Below are 22,055 nucleotides of genomic sequence, written 5' to 3'. Positions count from 1 at the left end.
TCGTCGGGCCAGGGCCGCTGCCTTCGGCGGAAGAGTTATCCGTTCACGTCCGCCAGTGCCGGGGTACGTGTGTCGACCGATGCGTGCGAAACCTCCCTGCGGTGCAAAGCATGGCTGCATGCCACGACGGCGAGGGCGGCGAGCCCGAGAACCACGCCGAGCCAGGCGACCGCCGGGTAGCCGAGGCCCGCGCTGATGGCCAGGCCGCCGAGCCAGGGGCCTGCGGTGATGCCGACGTTGAACGAGGAGATGTTGGTGGCTCCAGCCAGGGTGGGCGCGTCGCCCGCGAGGGTGAAGACGCGGCTGTTCAAGGTCGGGTTGATGCCGAAACCGAAGGCGCCCAACAGGAACGACAGCAGTACGACGGGGATGGTGTGCTCCATCGTGAGGGCGAGTAGCGCCGAGGTGAGCACGCCGCCGGTGATGCCGACATACAGGCTGATCAGCGGGTGATTGTCGGCGGTGCGCCCACCGATGACGATGCCGAGGAACGCCCCGATTCCGTAGATGCCGAGTACCGCCGGAATCCAGCCGTCCGCCATGCCGGTGGTCCGGGACAGCAGAGCGCCGAGGTAGGCGAACGTGACCATGAGGGCGGCGATGGCGAGCGCGGTGGTGGCGTAGGACAGCCACAGCGCGGGACGCAGCATCGTGCGCAGTTCCGTGCTCAGGCTCAGCGGCGCGTCGGAACGTCCGCCGGGGATCTTCGCCAGCACGCCGATCCCGGCCGCCGCCGACAGTAGCGCGACCGCCCAGAACGCCGCCCGCCAGCCGAGTTGTTGTCCGATCACGGTGCCCGCCGGAAGCCCGATGATGATGGCCAAGGTAAGTCCGCCCGCGACGATGCTCATCGCCTTGCCGCGCGCCGTGGCCGGGACGAGACCGATCGCCGTCGTCGCGGCCACCGCCCAGAACCCGGCATAGACGAACGCGCCGACCACCCGCGTCGCGAACAACACCCAGTAGTCCGAGGTGAGCGCCCCGACGACATGAGTGCCGACGAACACGGCGAGGAAAGCCAGCAGCGCGGTGCGCCGAGACCAGCGCAGCGTCGCCACCGCCAGCACGGGCGCGCCCACCAGCATGCCCAGCGCGAACCCCGAGATGAGCAGGCCCGCGCGCGGCACGGAGACGCCCAGGTCCGTGGCCATCTCGGTGAGCAGGCCCGCGAGCATCAGCTCCGAGGTGCCCTGGGCGAAGATCGACAGACCCAGGACGTAGATCGCCACGGGCATCGGAACCTCCTTATTTTGTACTGATCTATCCAAAATGTGGGCGCGGCAAGGCCGCCGCCGAATGTCGAAAGGTCTCAGAGAGCGTCGAGTGCGGTGGTCGCGATGGCGGCCAGCGTCTCGCGATCCGCGCCGCCGCGTGCGGCCACCCGCATCCCTCCGATCGTGGCGATCACGAAGTGCGCCAAGGCGGTCGGTTCTTTGTCCGGCGCGATCTCACCGGTGCGCCTGGCTGTCTCGAACGCGTCCGTCAGCACGGCGAGTCGTCGCTGGTAGTCGGTGGCGAGAACGGCGGCCAGTTCGGGGTCGCGCGGGGCCAGTTCGATCGTCGAGTTGACCACGAGGCAGCCGAGCGGGTCCTCGTCCGGGGCATCGACGATCTGCCACAGCAGGGCGCGGATCTTGCCGCGCACCCCCGTCTCGCTGTCGAGCAGGTCGAACGTCGCGGCGTTCTTGGTCGCCATGTAGCGGCGCAGGGCGCGGCCGAACAGGTCTCGTTTGCTGGTGAAGGTGTTGTAGATGCTGCTGCGACCCAGGCCGGTCGCGGCACACAGGTCTTCGGTGGAGGTCGCCTCGTACCCGGCGCGCCAGAAGGCGTGCATCGCCGCGTCCACCGCGCGGTCTTCGTCGAAGGATCTGGGTCGTGGCATGGGCTCACGCTAGCACAGTTTTGAACAGATCGTTCCAATATCGTCGGCGGCGGCTCGTGATCTGCGAAGGGCCGGGTGTCCAAGCGGCTGTTAAGCGTCCTATAGGCGGGCTCGGGCACAGTTCTGCCCAAGTCCGCTCCAGGAAACGAGGATCACCATGCAAGCCATCCTGCGCACCCTGCGCCTGCTCGTACTCGGCGTCACGCTGTTCGTGCCCGCGTTCGCCGTCGCGACGGTCGGCGCGGGCGCCGCGAACGCGGGTGCGGTCGAGCGGATCGAGTTCGCGCCGGGAAGCGATCACGCGTCGGTCGCCGGAGCGGTCGTGCGTGGCGACGCCGACACCTACGTGCTCGAGGCGCGGGCGGGGCAGACCCTGAGCACCGAACTCACCTCGGTCGAGGGCAACGCGCGGTTCAGCACCACCGCCCCGGACGGGCGCGTGCTGTGCGTCGAGGAGACCGGGAGCCGGATCACATTGCCGCAGAACGGTTACTACACGATCTCGGTGGCGCCGAGCCGTGGCAACGCGACCTACACCTTGTCGGTGCGCATCGTCTGATCCCTCAGGGCGACACCGCGACACCGAGCGTCTGGGCGACCAGGAATCGGGGAGCGTGCTCCCCGTAGAACGACTCGGCGTCGCGGATCTCGAAACCGGCGTCTGTCACCAGGCCGCGAATGTCGCGGTTGAGGTGGCAGCCGCCGAACAGTCGTTTCTGGACCGGGTTCAGCCGGTTCTGCCACGCCCGCACCTTCTCGTCGGGTGCAAGCCCATGCTCGACGAAATGCAAGGTCCCGCCGGGGACGAGCACCCGGCGCACCTCGGTGAGCGCGGCGGCGATGTCGGGGATGGTGCACATCGTCCAGGTCGACAGCGCGCAGTCGAAGGTGTCGTCCGGGAAGGGCAGCGCCTGCCCGTCCAGCCCGGCGCGCTCGACCGGCACGGTGGCGGCGGCGACGCGTTCGCTCGCCAGCCGCCAGCCGAGATCGGCGGGCTCGACCGCGCGCACCGACGCGACCTTCGCCGGGTAGAACGGGACGTTCAGTCCCGAACCGAAGCCGAGTTCCACGACCTGTCCGTGCAGTCCGGCACACACCCGCTCGCGCAGCGGAGTCAATTCCCGCAATCCGCAGGACCGGTTGACGATCCGCGGCAGCACATGCTCTGCATAGGCACCCACGCCTTCACTCTGACAGGCATCGCCCATTGCGACCAGGGCTGCACGGCCCCAGCCCGGCAGTTTTCCGCGCCTTGCGGTCCTCTGCTCGACCCGGCCCCAGTGGCTGCACGGGACCGAGGGAAGCGGCTCCGGCCAGCGGGTCAGGGAGCCGGGACCGCACGCGCCGCCGCGCCTGAGGCCGGTGTCCGTATCGGGCGGACCGGGCGTGCCCGTGGGATGCTGGCGCGGTGACTGTGTTCGAGGTGTGGGCGCCGCGGCCGGAGTCGGTGCGACTGGATCTGGAGGGTGTCGTCCATTCGATGACGCGGTCGCCGGATGGGTGGTGGCGCGCCGACGTGCCCGCCGCGAACGGCGCCAGGTACGGCTTCCTGCTCGACGACGATCCGACCGTGCTGCCCGATCCCCGCTCGCCGCGCCAGCCGGACGGCGTGCACGCCCGCTCGGCGCTGCACACCCTCGATCCGGCGGGGTGGACCGATGCGGCGTGGACCGGTCGGCCGCAGGCCGGGGCGGTCTACTACGAACTGCACATCGGGACCTTCACCGCGGAAGGCACCTTCGACGCCGCGATCGAACGGCTCGACCACCTGGTCGGGCTGGGCGTGACCGTGGTCGAAGTGATGCCGGTGAACGCCTTCGACGGCCCGCACAACTGGGGCTACGACGGCGTGCTCTGGTACGCGGTGCAGGAGAGCTACGGCGGGCCCGACGGCCTGCAACGGTTCGTGAACGCGTGTCATGCCCGCGGGCTCGCGGTCTGCCTCGACGTCGTCTACAACCACCTCGGCCCGTCCGGGAACTACCTGCCGCGCTTCGCGCCCTACCTGACCGAGGGCCGCAACACCTGGGGGCAGAGCCTCAATCTCGACGGCCCGCAGTCCGATCACGTGCGCGGGTACGTCATCGACAACGCGGTGCGCTGGCTGCGCGATTTCCACATCGACGCGCTGCGCTTGGACGCGGTGCACGCCCTGGTCGACCGCACCGCCACCCACCTGCTGGCCGAACTCGCCGTCGCGACCGAGCGCCTGGCCACCCACGTGCGCAGGCCGCTGACGCTCATCGCGGAGAGCGATCTCAACGATCCGAAGCTGATCACCCCGCGGGCGGCGGGCGGCTACGGCCTGACCGCGCAGTGGAACGACGACCTGCACCACGCCGTGCACACCGCGGTCTCCGGTGAGCGGCAGGGCTATTACGCCGACTTCGGTTCCTTGCGCTGCCTGGCCCACACGCTGAAGCACGGCTTCTTCCATGCCGCAACGTATTCCAGTTTCCGTGGTCGCACGCACGGGCGGCCGATCGATCGCAGCCTGATCCCGGGCAGCGCGCTGCTGGCCTACACCTGCGATCACGACCAGATCGGCAACCGGGCGCTGGGCGAGCGCCCGAGCGCCTATCTCACCGACGGCCAGCTCGCGATCAAGGCCGCCCTGGTGCTGTGCGGACCGTTCACGCCGATGCTGTTCATGGGGGAGGAGTGGGGCGCCCGCACACCGTTCCAGTTCTTCACCTCGCACACCGACCCGGATGTCGCCGCCGCCACCGCATCCGGGCGCAAGAAGGAGTTCGCCCGGCACGGCTGGCCCGAGGGCGAGGTGCCCGACCCGCAGGATGTGAAAACGTTCCTGCGCTCCAAACTCGATTGGACGGAAGCCGACGAGCCGGGCCACGCCCGGCTGCTGTCGTGCTATCGCGCCCTGCTCGCCCTGCGCCGCGATCGTGCGGAGCTCAGCGATCCCTGGTTGACCCATGTTTCGGTGGACTACGACGAGTCCGCGCGGTGGATCGTCGTGCGCCGGGGCACGCTGGCCCTGGTGTGCAACCTCGGCGAGGACCAGGTCGCGGTGCCGATCGCGGGTCTTCCGCTGCTGTCCTGGGAATCCCCGACGATCGGCCGTTCCGCCACAACCGTTCCCGGCCACTCGTTCACCCTGCTGGAGACGGCGCCGCCCGGCCCGCGCTGAGCGCGTGGAACCCCAGCTCGCGGCGGCCTTTCGGGCACTCGCCCGGTAACGGGCGTACAACTGTCCGAGACAGGTACTTTGCCGGAATCGTCCCATGCCATTACCGTGGAGAGATGAGCAACGTCGCTTCCGGGGACTTTGCGGTTCTTCCCCCGGGGATGGGTGGCAGCGCGGCCGCCGAATTCGCACCGTTCGTGCGCGCTTTCGCACGGGCGTTCGGCAATCGCCGGGGCGCGGGGGCGGCGTTCACGCTGCACCGGCACGGAGAGCCGCTGGTGGACATCTGGGTCGGCTCCGGCGGTGACGTTCCGTGGACCAGGGACACCGGCACGATCATCTTCTCGGCCACCAAGGGGATCGCGGCCACCGTCGTGCACCGTCTCGCCGACCGCGGGTTGCTCGATTACTCCGCTCCGGTCGCTGAGTACTGGCCGGAGTTCGGCGTCAACGGCAAGCACAAGATCACCATTCGTCATCTGCTCACCCACCGGGCGGGACTGTCCGCGCTGGCCCCGATCGCCACCGGCGGCCTGGCCGACGTGCTGGACCACGAACTCATGGAACAGCGCCTGGCCGCGGCGAAGCCCGACCGCCTCCTCGGTGTGCCCACCTACCACGCGCTCACCTTCGGCTGGCTGGTCGGCGGCTTGACGCGCGCGATCACCGGCACCGGCCTGGCCGAGCTGATCCGCACCGAGGTCGCCGAGCCGCTCGGCATCGAAGGTCTCCACCTGGGCAGGCCGCCCGCCGGTGCGCCGATCACCTACGCCCCGCTGGCGGGCACCCAGCTGAGTGCGCTCGGAAAGCCGCTCGGCGCCGCGGTTCTCGGCCGTAGTCACCGGATTCCCGGCGCGTTGGGGGCCGCCACCCGCTGCCTGTTCCTGCCCGGTCTGGAAGCCATCCTCGAGGGCGTCAGCCCGCCGATCCTGGACACCGAACTCGGTGCGGGCAACGGTGTGGCCACCGCGCCCGCACTGGCCACGATGTACGGCGCGCTCGCGGGCGACGGCAGTGTGGCCGACCACAGGTACCTCGGCCGCCGCACCATGAAGGCGCTGCGCCGTGTCGAGACCTACCAGCCCGATCGCGCGCTGTTCTACCTGCCGATGATGTGGCGTCTGGGTTACCACTCGCTGCCGATGCCGGGCGCCCACGCCGGGTTCGGGCACATCGGCCTCGGCGGCTCGTTCGGCTGGGCCGAACCCCGGCTGGGCCTGTCGGTCGGCTTCGTGCACAACCGGCTCTCCGTCGCGCAGCTCAGCTACGACCAGTCGGCGGCGTTCTGGTTGCTGCCGCTCATGCTGAACTGCCTGCGTTCGTCCCGCCGCCGGATCCCGGCTGCGCAGACGCCCAAGGCCGCCTGACACGTCGGATCCGGTCTGCGTGGAGGCCCAAGGCTGCGGTCCAAGCGGCGTGACACGTCGGATTCCGGTCGGTCAGACGCTCGAGGTCGCCTGACCGCCGGAGTCGGGCTCAGGTCAGGTAGCGGTAGGCCGGTGAATCGGGCTCGAGGCGCTCGCACTGGATCGGGGAGTGATGCATCCGTTCCAGCAGCGGCGCCAGCCCGTCGGGGGCGCCCAGTTCGATGCCGACCAGCGCCGCGCCCGTCTCCCGGTTGTTGCGCTTGACGTACTCGAACAGCGTGATGTCGTCTTCCGGGCCGAGCACCTCGTTGAGGAAGCGGCGCAGCGCGCCGGGTTCCTGCGGGAAGTCCACCAGGAAGTAGTGCTTGAGCCCGCTGTGCACGAGCGAGCGCTCGATGATCTCGCCGTAGCGGGAGACGTCGTTGTTGCCGCCGGACACCAGGCACACCACCGTGGAGCCCGGCTCCACGGTGATCTCCGCCAGCGCCGTCGTGGTGAGCGCGCCCGCGGGCTCGGCGATGATGCCCTCGCTCTGGTACAGGTCGAGCATGGTCGTGCAGATCGCGCCTTCGTCGACCTGCATCATCTGGAAAGTGCCCGCGCCCCTGGGGGATTCGGTGGTGGTCAGCAGCGGCAGCGAGGCGTGCGAGACCACGCGCCCGCCGAATCCGGACACCGCCGCGTACGGCACGGCGCCCACCCGGCGCACCGCGGCGCCGTCCACGAACGGATCGATCTCCGGCAGCGTGACCGGACCGCCCGCCACCAGAGCCGCGGTCATCGAGGCCGCGCCGGCGGGCTCCACGCCGAGGATGGCGGTGCGCGGGGATCGGGCGCGCAGGTAGGTGCCGATGCCCGCCAGGCAGCCGCCGCCGCCCACCGGCACGATCACCAGGTCAGGGGTGGCGGGGAGCTGTTCCAGGATCTCCGCGGCGATGGTGCCCTGACCGGCCGCGGTGCGGGTGTCGTCGAACGGCGGCACCATGGTCGCGCCGGTGCGCTCCACGTCGGCGGCGGCGGCCGCTGCGGCGGCGTCGTAGGTCTCGCCGACCGCGATGAGCTCGACGAACTCCCCGCCGTGCACCCGGATGCGGTCACGCTTCTGCTTCGGCGTCGTGGTCGGCACGTAGATGCGGCCCTTGATCCCCATCGCCTGGCAGGCGAACGCGACGCCCTGCGCGTGGTTGCCCGCGCTGGCCGCGACCACGCCGGCGGCGCGTTCCCGCTCGGTCAGCTGGACGACGAGGTTGTAGGCGCCGCGCAGCTTGTAGGAGCGGACCGCGCTGAGGTCTTCGCGCTTCAGATAGACGTTCGCCCCGGTCAGCTTGGACAGCCGCTCGCTGCGCTGCAGCGGGGTCGGATCAATGACGTCGGCAATTCGCTTGGCGGCAGCATCGATCTCGTCCGCGGTGAGCGCGGGACGAGAAGCGGTCAGTGCGTCGAGGACATCAAGCGGATCGGACACCCCGAATATGCTGCCACCCGCCGCGCCGGCGAGCTGCGGCGGGTGGCGGTGACACGCTGACTACCTGCGGAGAAGCTACTGCGGGGTGAGGACGAAGACGGGGATCTGACGATCGGTCTTGGTCTGGTAGTTCGCGTAATCCGGCCACACCTGGACCGCCCGCTCCCACCACCGCGCCTTCTCGTCGCCGAAGACCTCGCGGGCGGTGTAGTCCTTGTTGACCGTGCCGTCGCGCAGTTCGACGTGCGGTTCGGCCTTGATGTTGTGGTACCAGACGGGATGCTTCGGCGAGCCGCCCAGCGAGGCGACCACGGCGTACTCGCCGTCGTGTTCCACCCGCATCAGCGGGGTCTTGCGCAGCTTGCCGGTCTTGGCCCCTTTGGTGGTGAGCAGGATGATCGGCACACCTTGCAAGGTCGCGCCCTCGGTGCCGCCGGACTTCTCGTACTTCTCGGCCTGCTCGCGGGCCCAGTCGGACGTACTCGGTTCGTATTCACCTGTCAGTGGCATGTCAGCGGCAACACCGCGGCGACTACTTGTGTTCCCGGCGACAAAAAGTTCGCTGGCCCGAACTCATTGTTGCGACTACCCTGAGGAGATGGCGGTCGTTCACTCCTCGGCGCGTGGCACCACGATCGACATCGCGGGTAGCGCGTGGCCGGTATACAAGCTCGACGCACTGGTCGTCGGCTTGGTGAGCTGCCTCGTCCTGGCCATGATCACCGGATCGCTGCAACTCGCGGTACTCGTCGCAGCAGCGCTCGGCGCGGCGCGGTGGCTGATCGGCATGGCGGTCGCGGGTCTCGGCGAAGGGCCCGACGGCACGTCGTAGCGCGCCCCGCATTAACGCTTCCCGGTCCCACGCGATGAATTCGAGTAGTCGAATACGCGGGTTTCGGTGGGATGCCGGCGGGAGGATCAGCGCATGAAACGTCTGGTTGTGTGTTGCGACGGCACGTGGAAGGCCGAGTCGAGCGGCACGGTTTCGAACATAGTCAAGATCGCGCAGACGATCCGGTTCGATGCGCCCGGACCGGCGGGGGAGACGATCCAGCAGTGGGTCACCTATGTCTCCGGCCCGGGTGCCCGCGGATTCCTCAGCGATCGCCTGATGGGCGGTGCCTTCGGACTCGGACTCGAGGCGAACCTGTCGTCCGCCTACTGGCATCTGGCCCTGAACTGGGAGAAGGGCGACGAGATCTACATCTTCGGCTTCAGTCGCGGCGCCTTCACCGCCCGCAGCCTGGCCGGCCTGATCAACCGTATCGGGATCATGACCCCCGAAGCGATGATCGAAGGCAAGTACCCCGACGCCCTGAACATCTATCGGCAGCGACCGCCCGCGCCGACGCGGGACAACCCCGATCCGGCCGAGCCCGAGCAGTGGCAGGAATTCCGCCGGAAGTATTGCCACAGGGCGAAGATCGATTTCCTCGGCGTGTTCGACACCGTCGGCGCGCTCGGCGTCCCCGGCATCACCTCCCTGCGGCACCGCTTCCACGACGTCAAACTCTCCCGGCACGTGCACTGCGCCCGCCAGGCGCTGGCCATCGACGAGCGGCGGCGCAACTTCGAACCGGCCGTGTGGGAGGTGCCGGTCGAACCGACGGTGAAGTACCGGCGCGGCTTCGAGCGGGTCAAACAGGTGTGGTTCCCCGGCGTGCACAGCGACATCGGTGGCGGCTACACCGAATGCGGCCTGTCCGACATCACGCTGCAGTGGATGGTCCGCGAGGCGGAGTCGGTCGGGCTGGCCTTCGACCGGGACCGGCTGGCGGCGCTGTCGAAGCGCTGCGACCACACCAACGGCGACCACATGCGGCTGCACGATTCCCTGAGCATCGGCTACCGCGTCCTGAACGTGGTGCGGACGCTGCGCAACCCGCGCAGTCGCCGGTTCCACTGGGATTCCTGGCGCCGGATGTCCATGCCCACCGATCAGGGCGTGCGGTTGTCCGCGAGCGCTCAGGACGCGCTGGACTACCATCCCGCGAATCTGCGGCGCTGGCGCGAAGAACTGGGCGGTGTGATCCCAGAAGCGGCTTTCGAGCAGATCCGCGGGGTGTTCTCCAAGAAACTCGAGCACGCGGGCGCGGCCGTGCCGTCAGCGCACCAGCAGCGCGACCGGCAGCCTGGCGAACATCTTCTCCAGCCTCGCCCGGCCTTGGAAGGTGTGGCCGGTCAGCCGGTCGGTCCAGCTGCCCGCGGGTAGGTCGATGAACGTGTCGTTCCAGCCGGTCTCGGCCAGGCTCACGCTGTGGCGGGTGGCGGCGACGATGACCTCGGGGGCCTCGCCCGCGCGGCCGCGGGCATAGGACACCACCTTGGACGCGTGGTCGCCGGTGGCGAACAGCGGCCGGTACGTGCCGCCGACGAAGCACTCGGGACGTTCGCGGCGCAACCACAGCGCGTAGGCGACGATCCACATCTTCGCCGCGCCGGTGGTGTCCAGCGCGGGCGTGCCGGTGAGCGATTGCAGCATGCCCGCACGGGCGGCGAAGTCCACCGGCCTGCGGTTGTCCGGGTCGACGAGGGAGTCCTCCCACAGCTCGCAACCCTGGTAGACGTCCGGGATGCCCGGCCCGCACAGCTGTAAGAGCTTCTGCGACAAGGCGTCCGACCAGGCGTGCGGGGCCAGTTCGTGCACCAGATCGCCTAGTTCGGAACCCACCGGGCCATCGATCACCGCGTCCAGCCACGCGTGCACCGCGGCCTCGAACTCGGCGTCCGGCTCCTCCCAGGAGGTCTTGCTGTTCGCCTCCCGCATCGCCTTCTCGGCGAACGCGTGCACACGCTCACGCAGGCCGGGCACCGATGCGGCCGGTCGCCCGTCCGCGGGCCACACCCCGAACATGTTCTGCAGCAGGAACAACGCCGTCGCACCGTCCGGCGCGGGGGTGGTCTCCAGCCAGGAGTCGACGTTGCGCGCCCAGGTCTCCGCGGCCTGGGACAGCACGCCGATGCGGGCGCGCACGTCCTCGCCGCGCTTGGTGTCGTGCGTGGACAGCGTCGTCAGAGTGGCGGGCCAGCGTTGCGCGCGCTGGCTGTTGGACAGGTGGAACTCGTTGAGCGAGTGGCCGAAGCGCGCCGGGTTGCCGCCGACCTCCTGCAACGAGACCAGCCGGGCGGCCTGATAGAACATGGTGTCCTCGACCGCCTTCGCGGTCACCGCGCCGCAGACCTGGCTGAAGCGCATCGCCGCCGCCCCGTCGGCGGCCAGCGCCGCGACCAGGACCGCCAGCGGCGCGGTGAGTTCGCTGTTGCGCTTCTCCACCTCGGCGATCACCGCGCCCGTCATCCCGGACAGCGGCGCGTAGTCGGCTCGGTAGACCGGCATGAACGCCAGCACCTCGATGGTGGCGTTGGTCAGCGCCATGGTGTCGAAACTCTCGGCGTTCGCGTCCTGTTTGATCGCGGCCACCAGCCGCCGGACCTCCGGCGTCAGAATGGTTTCCGCGACCGCGCGCTTGATCCGGTGCTCGGTCTCGCCGATCCAAGCCCGGTCACTGCCGTGCCCGGCCACCCGGCGCGAGAGTTCGGTGAGCGCGTGCTCCCCGCGCGGATCGATCAGCACGCCGCCGAAGTCGGCCAGCGCCTCGTAGCCGGTGGTGCCGTCGATGGGCAGCGTCGCGTCCAGCGGTTCGCGGTTGGCCAGGATCTTCTCCACCAGCAACAGCCGGTGCGGGCCGATCACCCTGCGCAGCCGGGTGAGGTAACCGGCGGGATCGGCCAGACCGTCCGGATGGTCGACCCGCACGCCGTCGATCAGGTCGTGCTCGCACCACGCGGCGAGCTCGCGGTGGGTGAGCTCGAAGACCTCCGGATTCTCCTGACGGATCGCGGCCAGGCTGCTCACCGCGAAGAAACGCCGATAGGTGCACAGCCCGGCCTTCCAGCTCACCAACCGGTAGTGCTGTTTGTCGTGGATGCGCAGGGCGTTGTCGCCGTCGGTGCCGGGAGCGATCGGGAAACGCAGATCGTGCAGCGCGAGCATCGGCTCGGCGCCGGTGCGGTCCACGGTCAAGGCGGCCGGGTCGTTCTCGCTCTGCAACACCGGCAGCGCCAGCCTGCCGCCCGCGCCGTTGCCGGGGCTCCAGTCGATGTCGAAATACGGCGCGAACCGCGACTCCTTGCCGTTCCGCAGCACGTCCCACCACCAGGCGTTCTGTCGCGGATCGGCGACGCCGACGTGATTGGGCACCAGGTCGACGATCAGTCCCATGCCGCGGCTGCGCACCTCGTCGGCGAGTGCCTTGAGCCCGGTCGGCCCGCCGAGGGCGGCGGAGACCGCGGTCGGGTCGGTGACGTCGTAACCGTGCGTCGAGCCGTGTGCCGCGGTCATGATCGGCGACAGGTACAGGTGCGAGATGCCCAGCTGCTGAAGGTATTCCGCGATGGCGCGGGCCTCGGCGAAGGTCAGTGCGTCCGGTCGTAGCTGTAGCCGGTAGGCGCTGCGGATCGTCGTCTGGCGAGCGGGCTTGCGTCGGAGGGACACCGGGTCGGTCACGTGCGTCTCGGTGAGATCGGGTGCGTTCATCGGCATTCGGGTCAGGCGGCCTGGCGGAGGACGAGGAGACAGCGAGCTTCGACGGTGACGGCCGCGCCGCCGGGATACCCGGCGTCGGCCAGACCGGTCGGGGTCGAGCAATCCAGCGCCACCGACCATTCCGCGCCGTCGACGGTGCTCGGTAGCACGAAGTCGATAGCCGCGTCGTGAGCGTTGAAACACAACAGGAACGAGTCGTCGGTGATCCGCTCGCCCCGCGGGCCCGGCTCCGGGATCGCCTCGCCGTTGAGGTAGACCGCCAGCGACTTGCCGAATCCGCTGTCCCAGTCCGCCTCGGTCATCTCCTCGCCGGACGGGGTGAGCCAGGCGATGTCGCGGGCGTTGTCCGCCGAACGGACCGGGCCGCCCGCGAAGAAGCGGCGGCGCCGGAAGACGGGGTGCCGGGTGCGCAACGCGACCACCGCGCGGGTGAACTCCAGCAGATCGGCGTTCTTCTCCCGCAGTGACCAGTCCATCCAGGACAGCGGCGAGTCCTGGCAGTAGACGTTGTTGTTGCCGTGCTGGGTGCGGCCCATCTCGTCGCCGTGCGCCAGCATCGGCACACCCTGGCTGAGCATGAGCGTGGCCAGCAGGTTGCGGCTCTGCCGGTCGCGCAGGGCGAGGATGTCCTGGTCGTCGGTCGGGCCTTCGACACCGCAGTTCCAGGAGCGGTTCCAGCTCTCGCCGTCGCGGTTGTCCTCGCCGTTGGCCTCGTTGTGTTTCTCGTTGTAGGACACCAGATCCCGCAGCGTGAACCCGTCGTGCGCGGTGACGAAGTTGATGCTCGCGCTCGGCCTGCGGCCGGTGGCCTCGTACAGGTCGGAGGAACCGGTGAGCCGAGAGGCGAACTCGCCCAGCGTCGCCGGTTCGCCGCGCCAGTAGTCCCGCACGGTGTCGCGGTACTTGCCGTTCCACTCCGTCCACAGGCCGGGGAAATTGCCCACCTGGTAGCCGCCCTCGCCGACGTCCCACGGCTCGGCGATGAGTTTGACCTGGCTCACCACCGGATCCTGCTGCACCAGGTCGAAGAACGTCGACAGCCGGTCCACGTCGTGCAGTTCCCGCGCCAGCGTCGCGGCCAGATCGAAGCGGAAGCCGTCGACGTGCATCTCCAGGATCCAGTAGCGCAGGGAGTCCATGATCAGCTGCAAGGTGTGCGGGTGGCGCACGTTGAGACTGTTTCCGGTGCCCGTGTAATCCATGTAGTGCGACGGATCGTCGTCGACCAAGCGGTAGTAGGCGGCATTGTCGATGCCGCGGAAGCCGATCGTGGGGCCGTGGTGGTTGCCCTCGGCGGTGTGGTTGTAGACGACGTCGAGGATCACCTCGATGCCCTCGGCGTGCAGCGCGCGCACCATCGCCTTGAACTCGGTGACCGCCGACCCGGCGCGATCCATCGTCGCGTACTCGCTGTGCGGCGCGAGGTAGCCGAAGCTGTTGTAGCCCCAGTAGTTTCGCAGTCCCTGATCCAGCAGCACGCGGTCCTGCAGGAACTGGTGCACCGGCATCAGTTCGATCGCGGTGACCCCCAGCCCCTTCAGGTGGTCGACGACCGCCGGGTGCGCGATGCCGGAATAGGTGCCGCGCAATTCCTCCGGCACTTCGGGATGCGTCATCGTCATGCCCTTGACGTGCGCCTCGTAGATCACCGTCTCGTGGTACGGCCGGTTGGGCGGCCGGTCGGCGCCCCAGTCGAAGTACGGGTTGATCACCACGCCGGTCATGGTGTGGCCGAGCGAGTCGAGTCCGTGGGTGTAGAGCGAGGGGTGATCGTCGAAGTCGCCGTCGAAAGCCTTGCCGTACGGATCGAGCAGCAACTTGCTCGGGTCGCAGCGCAACCCGCGGTCGGGGTCGTATGGGCCGTGCACGCGGAATCCATAGCGCTGACCAGGGTCGATTCCGGGCAGGTAGGCATGCCAGACGTACCCGTCCACCTCGTCGAGCGCGATCCGGTTCTCGGCTCCGTCGGCGTCGATCAGGCAGAGTTCGACCGCGTCGGCAACCTCGGAGAACACCGAGAAATTGGTGCCTGCGCCGTCGTAGGTGGCCCCGAGGGGATAGGCGGTGCCGGGCCAGACACCCAGAGGTGCCGCGTCACCGGGCGCTGCGTCGGGCTGAGCCATGGCAACGACAGTAGCGTCAGCCGGGCGTTCAGCGGTGCGGGTGGTTGTGGGTGAGCGGATCGAACGAGGTCGGAGGCATTTTTCGCGCCATCGGGGAATGGTGCGCGCACCGAGCGCGGCCCGCTGCGGCAACGCCGCGCAGTCTCGCGGCACAGCGCGGGCGAACGGACCCACCGCCGCGTCGGCCTCGCCCCGAGCAGGGCGCGGTGGTCGCGAGCTCATCGGTAGAGGCGGTCGCGATGACGCGAGCTCTCGCCGGACGCATCCGAGGTGCTGCGGCTCGCGGTGCGTCGATACGGGTCACCAACCGCGACGGGCCGGGTGGTGCTCGACGTAGCGGAAGCGCGCGCGACCCGGCGCATCGTGCGGCGGCTCGTGAGCGGGCGCGCGGCTCACTTCGCGCGCGTGAGCGACCGCCGCCAGGTCTGGCCGATTAGATCGTGACCCCAGCTGTGGTGCGGCTGCTGGTCGACGAGTTCGAATCCCGCGCGTTGGTAGACGCGCCGCGCGGCGGTGAGCACGTCGTTGGTCCACAGCACGATCTCCCGGTAGCCCGCCGCCGTGGCGAAGCGCAGGCATTCGTCCACCAGCGCCGAGCCGACGCCGAGACCGCGGGCGGTCGGCTCCACCAGGAGCAACCGCAGGCGCGCGGTGGTGTCGTCCTCGCGAACGCAGAAGACGCTGCCCACCGGGCGGCCGTCGGATTCCGCGATCCAGGCGCGCTCGCGCTGCTCGTCGCGGGAAGTCAGGTAGTCGGCCACGATGCGCACGATCAGTTCCTCGTAGGTCGCGTCCCATCCGTATTCGTTCGCGTAGAGCTCCGCATGACGCTGGATCACCCAGCCGTAATCGCCGGAGCCCGGGCGTCGCAGCGAGAATGCAGGTGCGTCGGCGGGCCGGTCCAAAATCTGCTGAATGGTTCGCATCGCCGTGATCAGGCGCGCGCGGGTCGCTTGCGGCTGCGCGTCGAGCAGCGCGCCCACTTCGTCACTGGAGCGCTGATCGAGCGTCGTGAAGATCTCCCTGCCCCGGTCGGTCAGCCGGACCTCCTGGCGGCGGCCGTCGCTGCCGGAGCGGTTGCGCCGCACCAGGCCGGACTGTTCGAAGCGGGCCAGTATGCGGCTGAGGTAGCCCGCGTCGAGGTCCAGGGCGTGCCGGAGCGCGACCACTTCGGTGGCGTCGGAGGCGGCCAGCTCGAACAGGACCCGGGCCTCGGTGAGCGAGTAGCGGCTGTCGTGCAGTCCCTCGCGCAGCACGCCGATCACGCGCGTGTAGTGGCGGTTGAACTCGCGGACGGCGGCGATGTCGGCGGGGGCGGCAGCGGTCACGGCGGCTCCATTCTTTGACTTTGTCAAAGAATATTCCGCCGCGACGCCACCGGGTAGGGAAACGGCCGAACTCGGCCCACCCTTGCGGGCCCGGCCTGCTCGGCTGCTAACTTGAACGGTGTTCAAGCCGCCCGGGGAGACCCGGGCCGTGACGCGAGGATTCCTGTGGCACTGACCCCCGACCAGATCACCGCCCTCGACGCCGAGCACGTCTGGCATCCGTACGGCGGCTTCCCCGCGACGACCGAACCGCTGGTGGTGGCCGCCGCCGCGGGGACCAGGCTGACCCTGGCCGACGGACGCGAGCTGGTCGACGGCATGAGTTCCTGGTGGGCCGCCATCCACGGTTACCGGCACCCGGTGCTCGACGCCGCGCTGGTCGACCAGTCGCGGCGGATGAGTCATGTGATGTTCGGCGGGCTCACCCACGAGCCTGCGGCCCGGCTGGCCGAGTTGCTGGTCGAATCGACACCGGCCGGGCTGGACAAGGTGTTCCTGTGCGACTCCGGCTCGGTGTCGGTCGAGGTCGCCGTGAAGATGTGCCTGCAGTACTGGCGTTCGCTGGGCAAGCCGGAGAAGCGGCGGCTGCTCACCTGGCGCGGCGGCTACCACGGCGACACCTTCACGCCGATGAGCGTGTGCGACCCCGAGGGTGGCATGCACTCGCTGTGGACCGACATCCTGGCGAATCAGCTGTTCGCGCCGGCGCCGCCGAGCGAGTACCACCCGGAATACGCGGCGGAACTGGAGCGCATGATCGCCGCGCAGGCGGGCGAACTCGCGGCGGTCATCGTGGAGCCGATCGTCCAAGGGGCGGGCGGGATGTGCTGGCATCACCCCGGCTATCTCGCCGACCTGCGCCGGTTGTGCGACGAGCACGGGGTGCTGCTCGTCTTCGACGAGATCGCGACCGGATTCGGCCGCACCGGAACGCTTTTCGCGGCCGACCTGGCCGGGGTGAGCCCGGATGTGATGTGCGTGGGCAAGGCGCTGACCGGCGGTTACCTCACCCTGGCCGCCGCGCTGTGCACCACGCGGATCGCCGAGACGATCAGCGCGGCGCACGGCGGGCTCATGCACGGCCCCACGTTCATGGGCAACCCGCTGGCCTGCGCGGTCGCCGTCGCGTCGATCGAGTTGCTGCGCTCACGCGACTGGCGCGGCGAGGTGACCCGGATCGAAGCGGAGCTGGCCGCGGGCCTGGCCCCGGTGCGCGAGCTGCCGGGCGTGGTCGAGGCGCGTGTGCTCGGTGCGATCGGTGTGATCGAGCTGGACCACCCGGTCGACATGCGCGCCGCGACCGACGCCGCGGTCGCGGCCGGGGTGTGGCTGCGTCCGTTCCGCAACCTCGTCTACACCATGCCGCCGTTCATCAGCACGTCCGGCGACATCGCCACGATCACCGCCGGGATGCGCGCCGCGGTCGCCGCGCAGAGCGGCCGGTGACCGGTCAGGCGATCCAGGGCGGGACGATGGTGCCGTCGCCGTCCGGTGTGCCTGCGCGCGCTCCCGCGGGCGCGGTGACGATGGCGGTGAAGCCGTCGCCGGTGCGCACCTGTCGCAGCACGTTCGGCGGGAGGATCACCGTATCCCCCTCGGCCGCGGTGAGTTCCGTGCCGTCGAGCGTGACGTCGAGCCGTCCGGCGAGGACGGTCCAGATCTGCTCGGCGTCGATGAAGTGCAGCGGTCCCGCGGTGTCGGCGGGCACCTCGACCCGCCACAACGCGAGTCCGGAGCCGCCCTGGGTGGGGGAGGCGAGCGTGGTCATGACGCCGCCAGGGGTTTCGGTGCGGCGAGTGTCGGAGTCTCGGATGACGGTCATCTGGTTACCACCTCTAGAATAGACAACATGGTTGTCCATATAGTCAACGAGGTTGTCCATCATGTCAAGTGACGCGGGTGGTTACGAGTTGCCGCTGCGCATGCTGCTCGGCTTCCGGATCGTGATCGACGAGGTGCACGCGGATCTGGCCGGGCACGGTCACGCCGAGTTGCGGCCGATGCACGGCTTCGTCTTCCAGGCGATCGGCCGCGCGGGCGGGCCGCACGGTTGCACGGCCGCCGACCTCGGCCGCGCGCTCGGCGTGTCGAAACAGGCCGCGGGCAAGCACATCGAGGCGTTGGAGCGGCTGGGCTACCTTCGTCGCGGGCACGATCCGTCCGACGCGCGGCGCAAGGTCTACACGCTCACCGACCGCGCCGAGGACGTGCTGACCCGATCGGCGCGAACGTTCGACCGGATCCACGATCGCTGGGCGGAACTGCTCGGCGCGGATCGGCTGGCCGAACTGGAGCGCGATCTGCGCTCGCTGACGCCCGGCGAGGTGTTCCGGCTGGATACGCCGAACTGGTTCACTGGTCCGTGAGCCGATCGGACGAATTATGGCGGCCGTCGGCGAGTTCGGGACGATCGCTGTCGGACAGCATCTCCCACACCCGGAAGATGCAGTGGTAGTCGTCCGACCAGCCGCGCACCATCAGTAGATAGGTGTCACCGTCGCGGAGCACGACGCGGCGACCGCGCAGCTTGGGATGCTCCGGGGTGTAGGTGGGCAGCACGCCGGCCAGTTTCGCCAGCGCCTGTGCGCGCGTGCCGACCACTTCCGTCAGGATTCGGGGTGACCAGCGCTTGTGATCGCCCGAGCCCGTTGTTTCCTCGACGACTATCGCCCACCGCGGCATCCGGCCGTGTACCTCCCGGTGCAGCTTGTCACCGCGGGCCGGTGACACCACCAACGATGGGCTCAACGGTACCAGCGGACCTGTGGGCGAGTGCCCTGAACGGTGTTCAAGTATGCTGCGGAGCTGTGACTACCGATCCGTTGAGCTGGTTGGACGAACGCGCTTCCTCGCGCGTGGCCGCGGGACTGCGCCGTGAGCTGCGCCCGCGCGGCCCGCAGGCGCCGTCGATCGATCTCGCATCCAACGACTATCTCGGCCTGGTGCGCCACCCCGAGGTGATCGAAGGCGCGATCGAGGCGGTGCGCCGCTGGGGTGCGGGGTCGACCGGGTCGCGGCTGGTCACCGGCACCACCACCGAGCACGAACTGCTGGAGACCGAGTTGGCCGAATTCGTCGGTGCCGAAGCGGGACTCGTATTCGCCTCCGGATACGCGGCCAACCTCGGCGCGGTGACCGCGCTGGCCGGGCGCGGTTCGCTGGTGATCTCCGACGCGGGCAGCCACGCCTCGCTGGTGGACGCGTGCAGGCTCTCCCGCGCCCGGGTGGAGATCGCGCCGCATCGCGACGTCGCGGCCGTGGACCGGCTGCTGTCGGAGCGCGTCGAGGAACGTGCGCTCGTGCTCACGGATTCGGTGTTCAGCGCCGACGGCGATCTCGCGCCGTTGACCGAACTGCACCGGGTGACCAGGGCCAACGGGGCGGTGCTCGTGGTGGACGAGGCACACGGCATCGGTGTGCGCGGGGCGGGCGGGCGCGGGTTGGCGCACGAGTCGGGCCTGGCGGGGGCGCCGGATCTGGTGATCACCGCGACGCTGTCGAAATCCCTTGCCGCGCAGGGCGGTGTGGTGCTGAGCAGTGGCCGGGTGCGCGCCCACCTGATCGACGCCGCGCGCACGTTCATCTTCGACACCGGTCTCGCGCCCGCCGCCGTCGGCGCCGCGCGGGCCGCGTTGCGGGTGCTGCGCGCCCAGCCGGAGCTGGCCGAGCGGGTGCTGGCCCGCGCCGCGGACATCGGCCGGATCGCCGGTGTGCCCGCGCCGCCTTCGGCGGTGGTGTCGGTCGTGCTCGGTCCGGCGCAAGTCGCCTTCGACGCCGCGCGGGCGTGCCGGGCGCGCGGGCTGGACGTGGGCTGCTTCCGTCCGCCGACGGTTCCGGAAGGCACATCGCGACTGCGCTTGACCGCGCGGGCGAATCTCACACCGGCCGAACTCGACTCCATCGCGACGGTGCTCGGCGAGGTGCTGGCGCAGGCGCGAGAGGTGGTGCCGGCATGACCGTCCTGCTGATCACCGGAACATCCACCGATGTCGGCAAGACCGTCGTCACCGCGGCCGTCGCCGCCGCGGCGATGGCGAACGGCCGTTCGGTGGCGGTGTGCAAGCCGGGCCAGACCGGTGTCGAGGTCGGCGAACCCGGCGACCTCGCGGAGATCCAGCGGTTGTCCGGCGTCACCCGCACGCTCGAACTCGCCCGCTACCCGGACCCGCTCGCGCCCGACACCGCCGCCCGCCGAGCCGGGCTGCCGGAGCTGACGCTCGCCGAAACCGCCGCCGCCGTCGACTCTCTGACGGACGCCGACCTCGTCCTGGTCGAAGGCGCGGGCGGATTGCTGGTGCGCCTAGGCGATTTCACCCTGCTCGACCTCGCCCAAAAACTCGGCGCGCCCGTCCTGCTGGTCACCGCGGCCGGGCTGGGGACGCTCAACCACAGCGAACTGACCACCCGCGCATTGCAATCGGCGGGTGTGCGGTGCCAGGGCCTGGTGATCGGCTCCTGGCCCGCCGAACCGGATCTCGCCGCCGAATGCAATCGCACCGACCTGCCCCGCGTCACCGGCGTCGACCTGGTTGGCTCGGTGCCGCAAGGCGCGGGCGGCTGGGAGCGTGCGCGTTTCACCGCCGCCGCCCCGGGGTGGTTCGAGCCCGCCTGGTCGCCTTTCCGCTGATCGATGGCGTCTCCGCGACGCGAAAGTGCTACGTGGCGCAGATCATCGAATTCGAGACCGACGACTGGCGGTGATCGGTGGGCGAACTATCGGCTACCAGCCGGTATGTGGCAGAATTCCGAGCGGAAACGCGCCTGAGGACAACGAAATCGGCTGGTGTAGTTCGGTGGGCAAACTCGCGGCCATGGCCGCGGCGGCACGCTGAACGATAGCGGGCTCATGGCGACCGCCCGCACCCGTGCCTACAGTGGGATGGATGTCGCCGATGGACGAGAGGCACCCGTCCACCGTCTCCGACTGGGACGACGCGCGACGCCGAGCTCGGCTGCGGGACACGAGCCTGGGGCACGGGTGGAAGACGTTGCGCCGCACCAGGGTGACGCTGCTTCGGGTGGCCGCACTGCTGCTGGCCGGACTCGTGGTGTTCGCACAGTACTGGAAGTACGACGTCGCGCCGGAACAGGCGCGACTGGCGCGGACCGAGCCCGCCATCCTGCCCGTCGCCCCGCCGGTGGACCCGCAGAACTGGGACACCGTCGTGGTGGATCTGGTCGGGCTCGGCGGGCTCGACGCCAGTGACACCGCCGCCGCGCTGCCCGCTCTGCGCAGGATGGGCATGGTGTGGGCGATCCGCTACGACAATCAAGGTATCGACACCAAGGTGATCGCCGACCTCGTCGTGCGCGCCGCCGAACTGTCGGGTCTGCGCAACGTCGTGCTCGTCGGCCACAGCATGGGCGGCGTGATCGCACTGGAGGTCGCCGAGCACATCCACCGTGACAGCGACCGCAGACTGGTCGGGGTGATCCTGGACTGCACGCCGGTCGACCTGAACGCGGTCCGTCCGGAGAGTCGCGGGCGCGGTGAGGACATGCTGCGGTGGATGGGCTGGCTGCCCGGTGCGCGGGAAAGCCGCATGCTCCGGCTGGCCGTGGAGACCTACGCTCGCCGGGACCGTTTCGTCTACCGGGGCGACGGGCTGCCCGGCATCCGGTTCGGCCAACTGGGCCAGGTGCTGGCGGAAGTGATGCGGGAGAAGATCGTCTCCCGCGACGCGGCGAGCAACGGTCTGATCGAGTCCCAGTTCACCGCCATCGTGGCCGGTGGCGCGACGGACGACCTGCGTGCCCTCGCCCAGCCCGTGGCCGACAAGCCACGGCCCGCCATCGTCTTCATCCGGCCGCGCGACGCGAGCGCCGACCGCGTGGTCGACGTCGAGTACTCCCATCGGGTGCTGATCGAGCGGTCCGGCGGGGTGGACGGCACGCTGCTGGTCGTGCTGGCGCGAAGCACCGGGCACGCGAATCCGATGCAGCGGCCCCGGGAATACAACACGGTGATCGAGCAGCAGATTCTGCCGTTCGTGCAGCGCTACCAGCAGCAGGTCCGGTCGACGACGGTGGCCGCGCCGCCGCGCTGAGGGTTCGAACCAGGCTGAGACAAACCGTTTTCGCGCCGGTTTCGTCTTGTTCTAATTCCAATGCCGCTCACATAGGCTGGTCGGGCTGGTGTCAACTGGTGTTGATGGTGACGTCGATCTCAATCTTGTAGGTGTTTCGGTCGATGTCGCCC

Annotated in this window: 20 protein-coding genes; 10 read left to right on the top strand and 10 right to left on the bottom strand. The window is 69.6% G+C overall.

The window, feature by feature from the left end:
• Positions 1–35 precede the first annotated feature (35 nt).
• Together ACWEO7_RS30350 and ACWEO7_RS30345 are read right to left on the bottom strand one after the other, a co-directional pair.
• Positions 36–1,235, bottom strand: coding sequence for a Cmx/CmrA family chloramphenicol efflux MFS transporter (locus ACWEO7_RS30350; RefSeq protein ID WP_452428277.1), 1,200 nt, complete (start codon positions 1,233–1,235; stop codon positions 36–38).
• 74 nt (positions 1,236–1,309) lie between these two features.
• Entirely contained in the window at positions 1,310–1,882 is a 573-nt protein-coding gene (locus ACWEO7_RS30345; RefSeq protein ID WP_452428276.1) for a TetR/AcrR family transcriptional regulator, read from the bottom strand.
• A gap of 157 nt (positions 1,883–2,039) precedes the next feature.
• Here ACWEO7_RS30345 and ACWEO7_RS30340 point away from each other — a divergent pair, with 157 nt between their 5' ends.
• Positions 2,040–2,441: a hypothetical protein gene (locus ACWEO7_RS30340; RefSeq protein ID WP_452428274.1), complete on the top strand. Its 402-nt coding sequence runs from the start codon at positions 2,040–2,042 to the stop codon at positions 2,439–2,441.
• A 4-nt stretch (positions 2,442–2,445) separates the two neighbouring features.
• On the opposite strand, the gene ACWEO7_RS30335 is transcribed toward ACWEO7_RS30340, so the two are convergent.
• Positions 2,446–3,063, bottom strand: a complete 618-nt coding sequence (locus ACWEO7_RS30335; RefSeq protein ID WP_452428272.1) for a class I SAM-dependent methyltransferase — start codon at positions 3,061–3,063, stop codon at positions 2,446–2,448.
• Positions 3,064–3,290: 227 nt separating this feature from the next.
• Between ACWEO7_RS30335 and treZ the strand changes: the two genes are divergently transcribed.
• Together treZ and ACWEO7_RS30325 are read left to right on the top strand one after the other, a co-directional pair.
• Complete coding sequence (gene treZ / locus ACWEO7_RS30330) at positions 3,291–5,030, top strand: malto-oligosyltrehalose trehalohydrolase (protein ID WP_452428270.1); 1,740 nt, start codon at positions 3,291–3,293, stop codon at positions 5,028–5,030.
• A gap of 113 nt (positions 5,031–5,143) precedes the next feature.
• Entirely contained in the window at positions 5,144–6,394 is a 1,251-nt protein-coding gene (locus ACWEO7_RS30325) for a serine hydrolase domain-containing protein (RefSeq protein WP_452428268.1), read from the top strand.
• A 109-nt stretch (positions 6,395–6,503) separates the two neighbouring features.
• Here ACWEO7_RS30325 and ilvA read toward each other — a convergent pair whose 3' ends face one another.
• Together ilvA and ACWEO7_RS30315 are read right to left on the bottom strand one after the other, a co-directional pair.
• Positions 6,504–7,859: a threonine ammonia-lyase IlvA gene (gene ilvA / locus ACWEO7_RS30320; RefSeq protein ID WP_452428266.1), complete on the bottom strand. Its 1,356-nt coding sequence runs from the start codon at positions 7,857–7,859 to the stop codon at positions 6,504–6,506.
• 75 nt (positions 7,860–7,934) lie between these two features.
• Entirely contained in the window at positions 7,935–8,369 is a 435-nt protein-coding gene (locus ACWEO7_RS30315; protein ID WP_450016088.1) for a nitroreductase family deazaflavin-dependent oxidoreductase, read from the bottom strand.
• Between the two features lie 88 nt (positions 8,370–8,457).
• Here ACWEO7_RS30315 and ACWEO7_RS30310 point away from each other — a divergent pair, with 88 nt between their 5' ends.
• Together ACWEO7_RS30310 and ACWEO7_RS30305 are read left to right on the top strand one after the other, a co-directional pair.
• Positions 8,458–8,691 carry a hypothetical protein gene (locus ACWEO7_RS30310; RefSeq protein WP_450016090.1) on the top strand — a complete coding sequence of 78 codons (234 nt, stop codon included), beginning with the start codon at positions 8,458–8,460 and terminating at the stop codon, positions 8,689–8,691.
• A 93-nt stretch (positions 8,692–8,784) separates the two neighbouring features.
• Positions 8,785–10,071: a DUF2235 domain-containing protein gene (locus ACWEO7_RS30305; protein WP_452428264.1), complete on the top strand. Its 1,287-nt coding sequence runs from the start codon at positions 8,785–8,787 to the stop codon at positions 10,069–10,071.
• Here the strand turns inward: ACWEO7_RS30305 and treY are convergent.
• From treY to ACWEO7_RS30290, 3 genes are all read right to left on the bottom strand, one after another.
• The gene (gene treY, locus ACWEO7_RS30300; RefSeq protein ID WP_452428262.1) at positions 9,964–12,396 is read right to left on the bottom strand and encodes a malto-oligosyltrehalose synthase; all 2,433 of its coding nucleotides are present in this window, start codon (positions 12,394–12,396) and stop codon (positions 9,964–9,966) included. The two genes, ACWEO7_RS30305 and treY, sit on opposite strands and share 108 nt — an antisense overlap.
• 11 nt (positions 12,397–12,407) lie before the next feature.
• Positions 12,408–14,528 (bottom strand): glycogen debranching protein GlgX, encoded by a 2,121-nt coding sequence (gene glgX, locus ACWEO7_RS30295; RefSeq protein WP_452428260.1) that lies wholly within the window; start codon positions 14,526–14,528, stop codon positions 12,408–12,410.
• 392 nt (positions 14,529–14,920) lie between these two features.
• A complete protein-coding gene (locus ACWEO7_RS30290) occupies positions 14,921–15,856 on the bottom strand; it encodes a bifunctional helix-turn-helix transcriptional regulator/GNAT family N-acetyltransferase (protein ID WP_452428258.1) in 936 nt (311 codons plus the stop codon).
• Between the two features lie 165 nt (positions 15,857–16,021).
• On the opposite strand from ACWEO7_RS30290, the gene ACWEO7_RS30285 reads away from it, so the two are divergent.
• On the top strand, positions 16,022–17,302 hold the full coding sequence (locus tag ACWEO7_RS30285; RefSeq protein ID WP_452428256.1) for an adenosylmethionine--8-amino-7-oxononanoate transaminase: 1,281 nt from the start codon (positions 16,022–16,024) through the stop codon (positions 17,300–17,302).
• A 4-nt stretch (positions 17,303–17,306) separates the two neighbouring features.
• Here ACWEO7_RS30285 and ACWEO7_RS30280 read toward each other — a convergent pair whose 3' ends face one another.
• On the bottom strand, positions 17,307–17,678 hold the full coding sequence (locus tag ACWEO7_RS30280; RefSeq protein ID WP_452428254.1) for a cupin domain-containing protein: 372 nt from the start codon (positions 17,676–17,678) through the stop codon (positions 17,307–17,309).
• A gap of 61 nt (positions 17,679–17,739) precedes the next feature.
• Here ACWEO7_RS30280 and ACWEO7_RS30275 point away from each other — a divergent pair, with 61 nt between their 5' ends.
• Complete coding sequence (locus ACWEO7_RS30275) at positions 17,740–18,222, top strand: MarR family winged helix-turn-helix transcriptional regulator (protein ID WP_452428252.1); 483 nt, start codon at positions 17,740–17,742, stop codon at positions 18,220–18,222.
• On the opposite strand, the gene ACWEO7_RS30270 is transcribed toward ACWEO7_RS30275, so the two are convergent.
• The gene (locus tag ACWEO7_RS30270) at positions 18,209–18,604 is read right to left on the bottom strand and encodes a hypothetical protein (protein ID WP_452428250.1); all 396 of its coding nucleotides are present in this window, start codon (positions 18,602–18,604) and stop codon (positions 18,209–18,211) included. The two genes, ACWEO7_RS30275 and ACWEO7_RS30270, sit on opposite strands and share 14 nt — an antisense overlap.
• Positions 18,605–18,663: 59 nt before the next feature.
• Here ACWEO7_RS30270 and ACWEO7_RS30265 point away from each other — a divergent pair, with 59 nt between their 5' ends.
• The 3 genes from ACWEO7_RS30265 (at position 18,664) to ACWEO7_RS30255 (ending at position 21,903) form a co-directional block, all read left to right on the top strand.
• Positions 18,664–19,812, top strand: coding sequence for an 8-amino-7-oxononanoate synthase (locus ACWEO7_RS30265; protein WP_452428248.1), 1,149 nt, complete (start codon positions 18,664–18,666; stop codon positions 19,810–19,812).
• Positions 19,809–20,483, top strand: coding sequence for a dethiobiotin synthase (gene bioD, locus ACWEO7_RS30260; RefSeq protein ID WP_450016109.1), 675 nt, complete (start codon positions 19,809–19,811; stop codon positions 20,481–20,483). Before ACWEO7_RS30265 ends, bioD begins: the two co-directional genes overlap by 4 nt.
• 256 nt (positions 20,484–20,739) lie before the next feature.
• A complete protein-coding gene (locus ACWEO7_RS30255) occupies positions 20,740–21,903 on the top strand; it encodes an alpha/beta fold hydrolase (protein ID WP_452428246.1) in 1,164 nt (387 codons plus the stop codon).
• Positions 21,904–22,055: the final 152 nt, after the last annotated feature.

The sequence above is a fragment of the Nocardia sp. NPDC004260 genome (assembly GCF_053603155.1).
The sequence above is the reverse complement of the archived record's forward strand: the minus strand, read 5'-3'. Positions and strand labels throughout refer to the sequence as shown.

What these genes read in the sequence shown, in the direction of transcription:
- ACWEO7_RS30255 (WP_452428246.1), top strand. Translation starts at nt 20,740, where the DNA reads ATGTCGCCGATGGACGAGAGGCACCCGTCCACCGTCTCCGACTGGGAC.
- ACWEO7_RS30280 (WP_452428254.1), bottom strand. Translation starts at nt 17,678, where the DNA reads ATGACCGTCATCCGAGACTCCGACACTCGCCGCACCGAAACCCCTGGC.
- ACWEO7_RS30310 (WP_450016090.1), top strand. Translation starts at nt 8,458, where the DNA reads ATGGCGGTCGTTCACTCCTCGGCGCGTGGCACCACGATCGACATCGCG.
- ACWEO7_RS30350 (WP_452428277.1), bottom strand. Translation starts at nt 1,235, where the DNA reads ATGCCCGTGGCGATCTACGTCCTGGGTCTGTCGATCTTCGCCCAGGGC.
- ACWEO7_RS30275 (WP_452428252.1), top strand. Translation starts at nt 17,740, where the DNA reads ATGTCAAGTGACGCGGGTGGTTACGAGTTGCCGCTGCGCATGCTGCTC.
- glgX (WP_452428260.1), bottom strand. Translation starts at nt 14,528, where the DNA reads ATGGCTCAGCCCGACGCAGCGCCCGGTGACGCGGCACCTCTGGGTGTC.
- treY (WP_452428262.1), bottom strand. Translation starts at nt 12,396, where the DNA reads ATGAACGCACCCGATCTCACCGAGACGCACGTGACCGACCCGGTGTCC.
- ACWEO7_RS30305 (WP_452428264.1), top strand. Translation starts at nt 8,785, where the DNA reads ATGAAACGTCTGGTTGTGTGTTGCGACGGCACGTGGAAGGCCGAGTCG.
- ACWEO7_RS30315 (WP_450016088.1), bottom strand. Translation starts at nt 8,369, where the DNA reads ATGCCACTGACAGGTGAATACGAACCGAGTACGTCCGACTGGGCCCGC.
- ACWEO7_RS30340 (WP_452428274.1), top strand. Translation starts at nt 2,040, where the DNA reads ATGCAAGCCATCCTGCGCACCCTGCGCCTGCTCGTACTCGGCGTCACG.
- bioD (WP_450016109.1), top strand. Translation starts at nt 19,809, where the DNA reads ATGACCGTCCTGCTGATCACCGGAACATCCACCGATGTCGGCAAGACC.
- ACWEO7_RS30345 (WP_452428276.1), bottom strand. Translation starts at nt 1,882, where the DNA reads ATGCCACGACCCAGATCCTTCGACGAAGACCGCGCGGTGGACGCGGCG.
- ACWEO7_RS30325 (WP_452428268.1), top strand. Translation starts at nt 5,144, where the DNA reads ATGAGCAACGTCGCTTCCGGGGACTTTGCGGTTCTTCCCCCGGGGATG.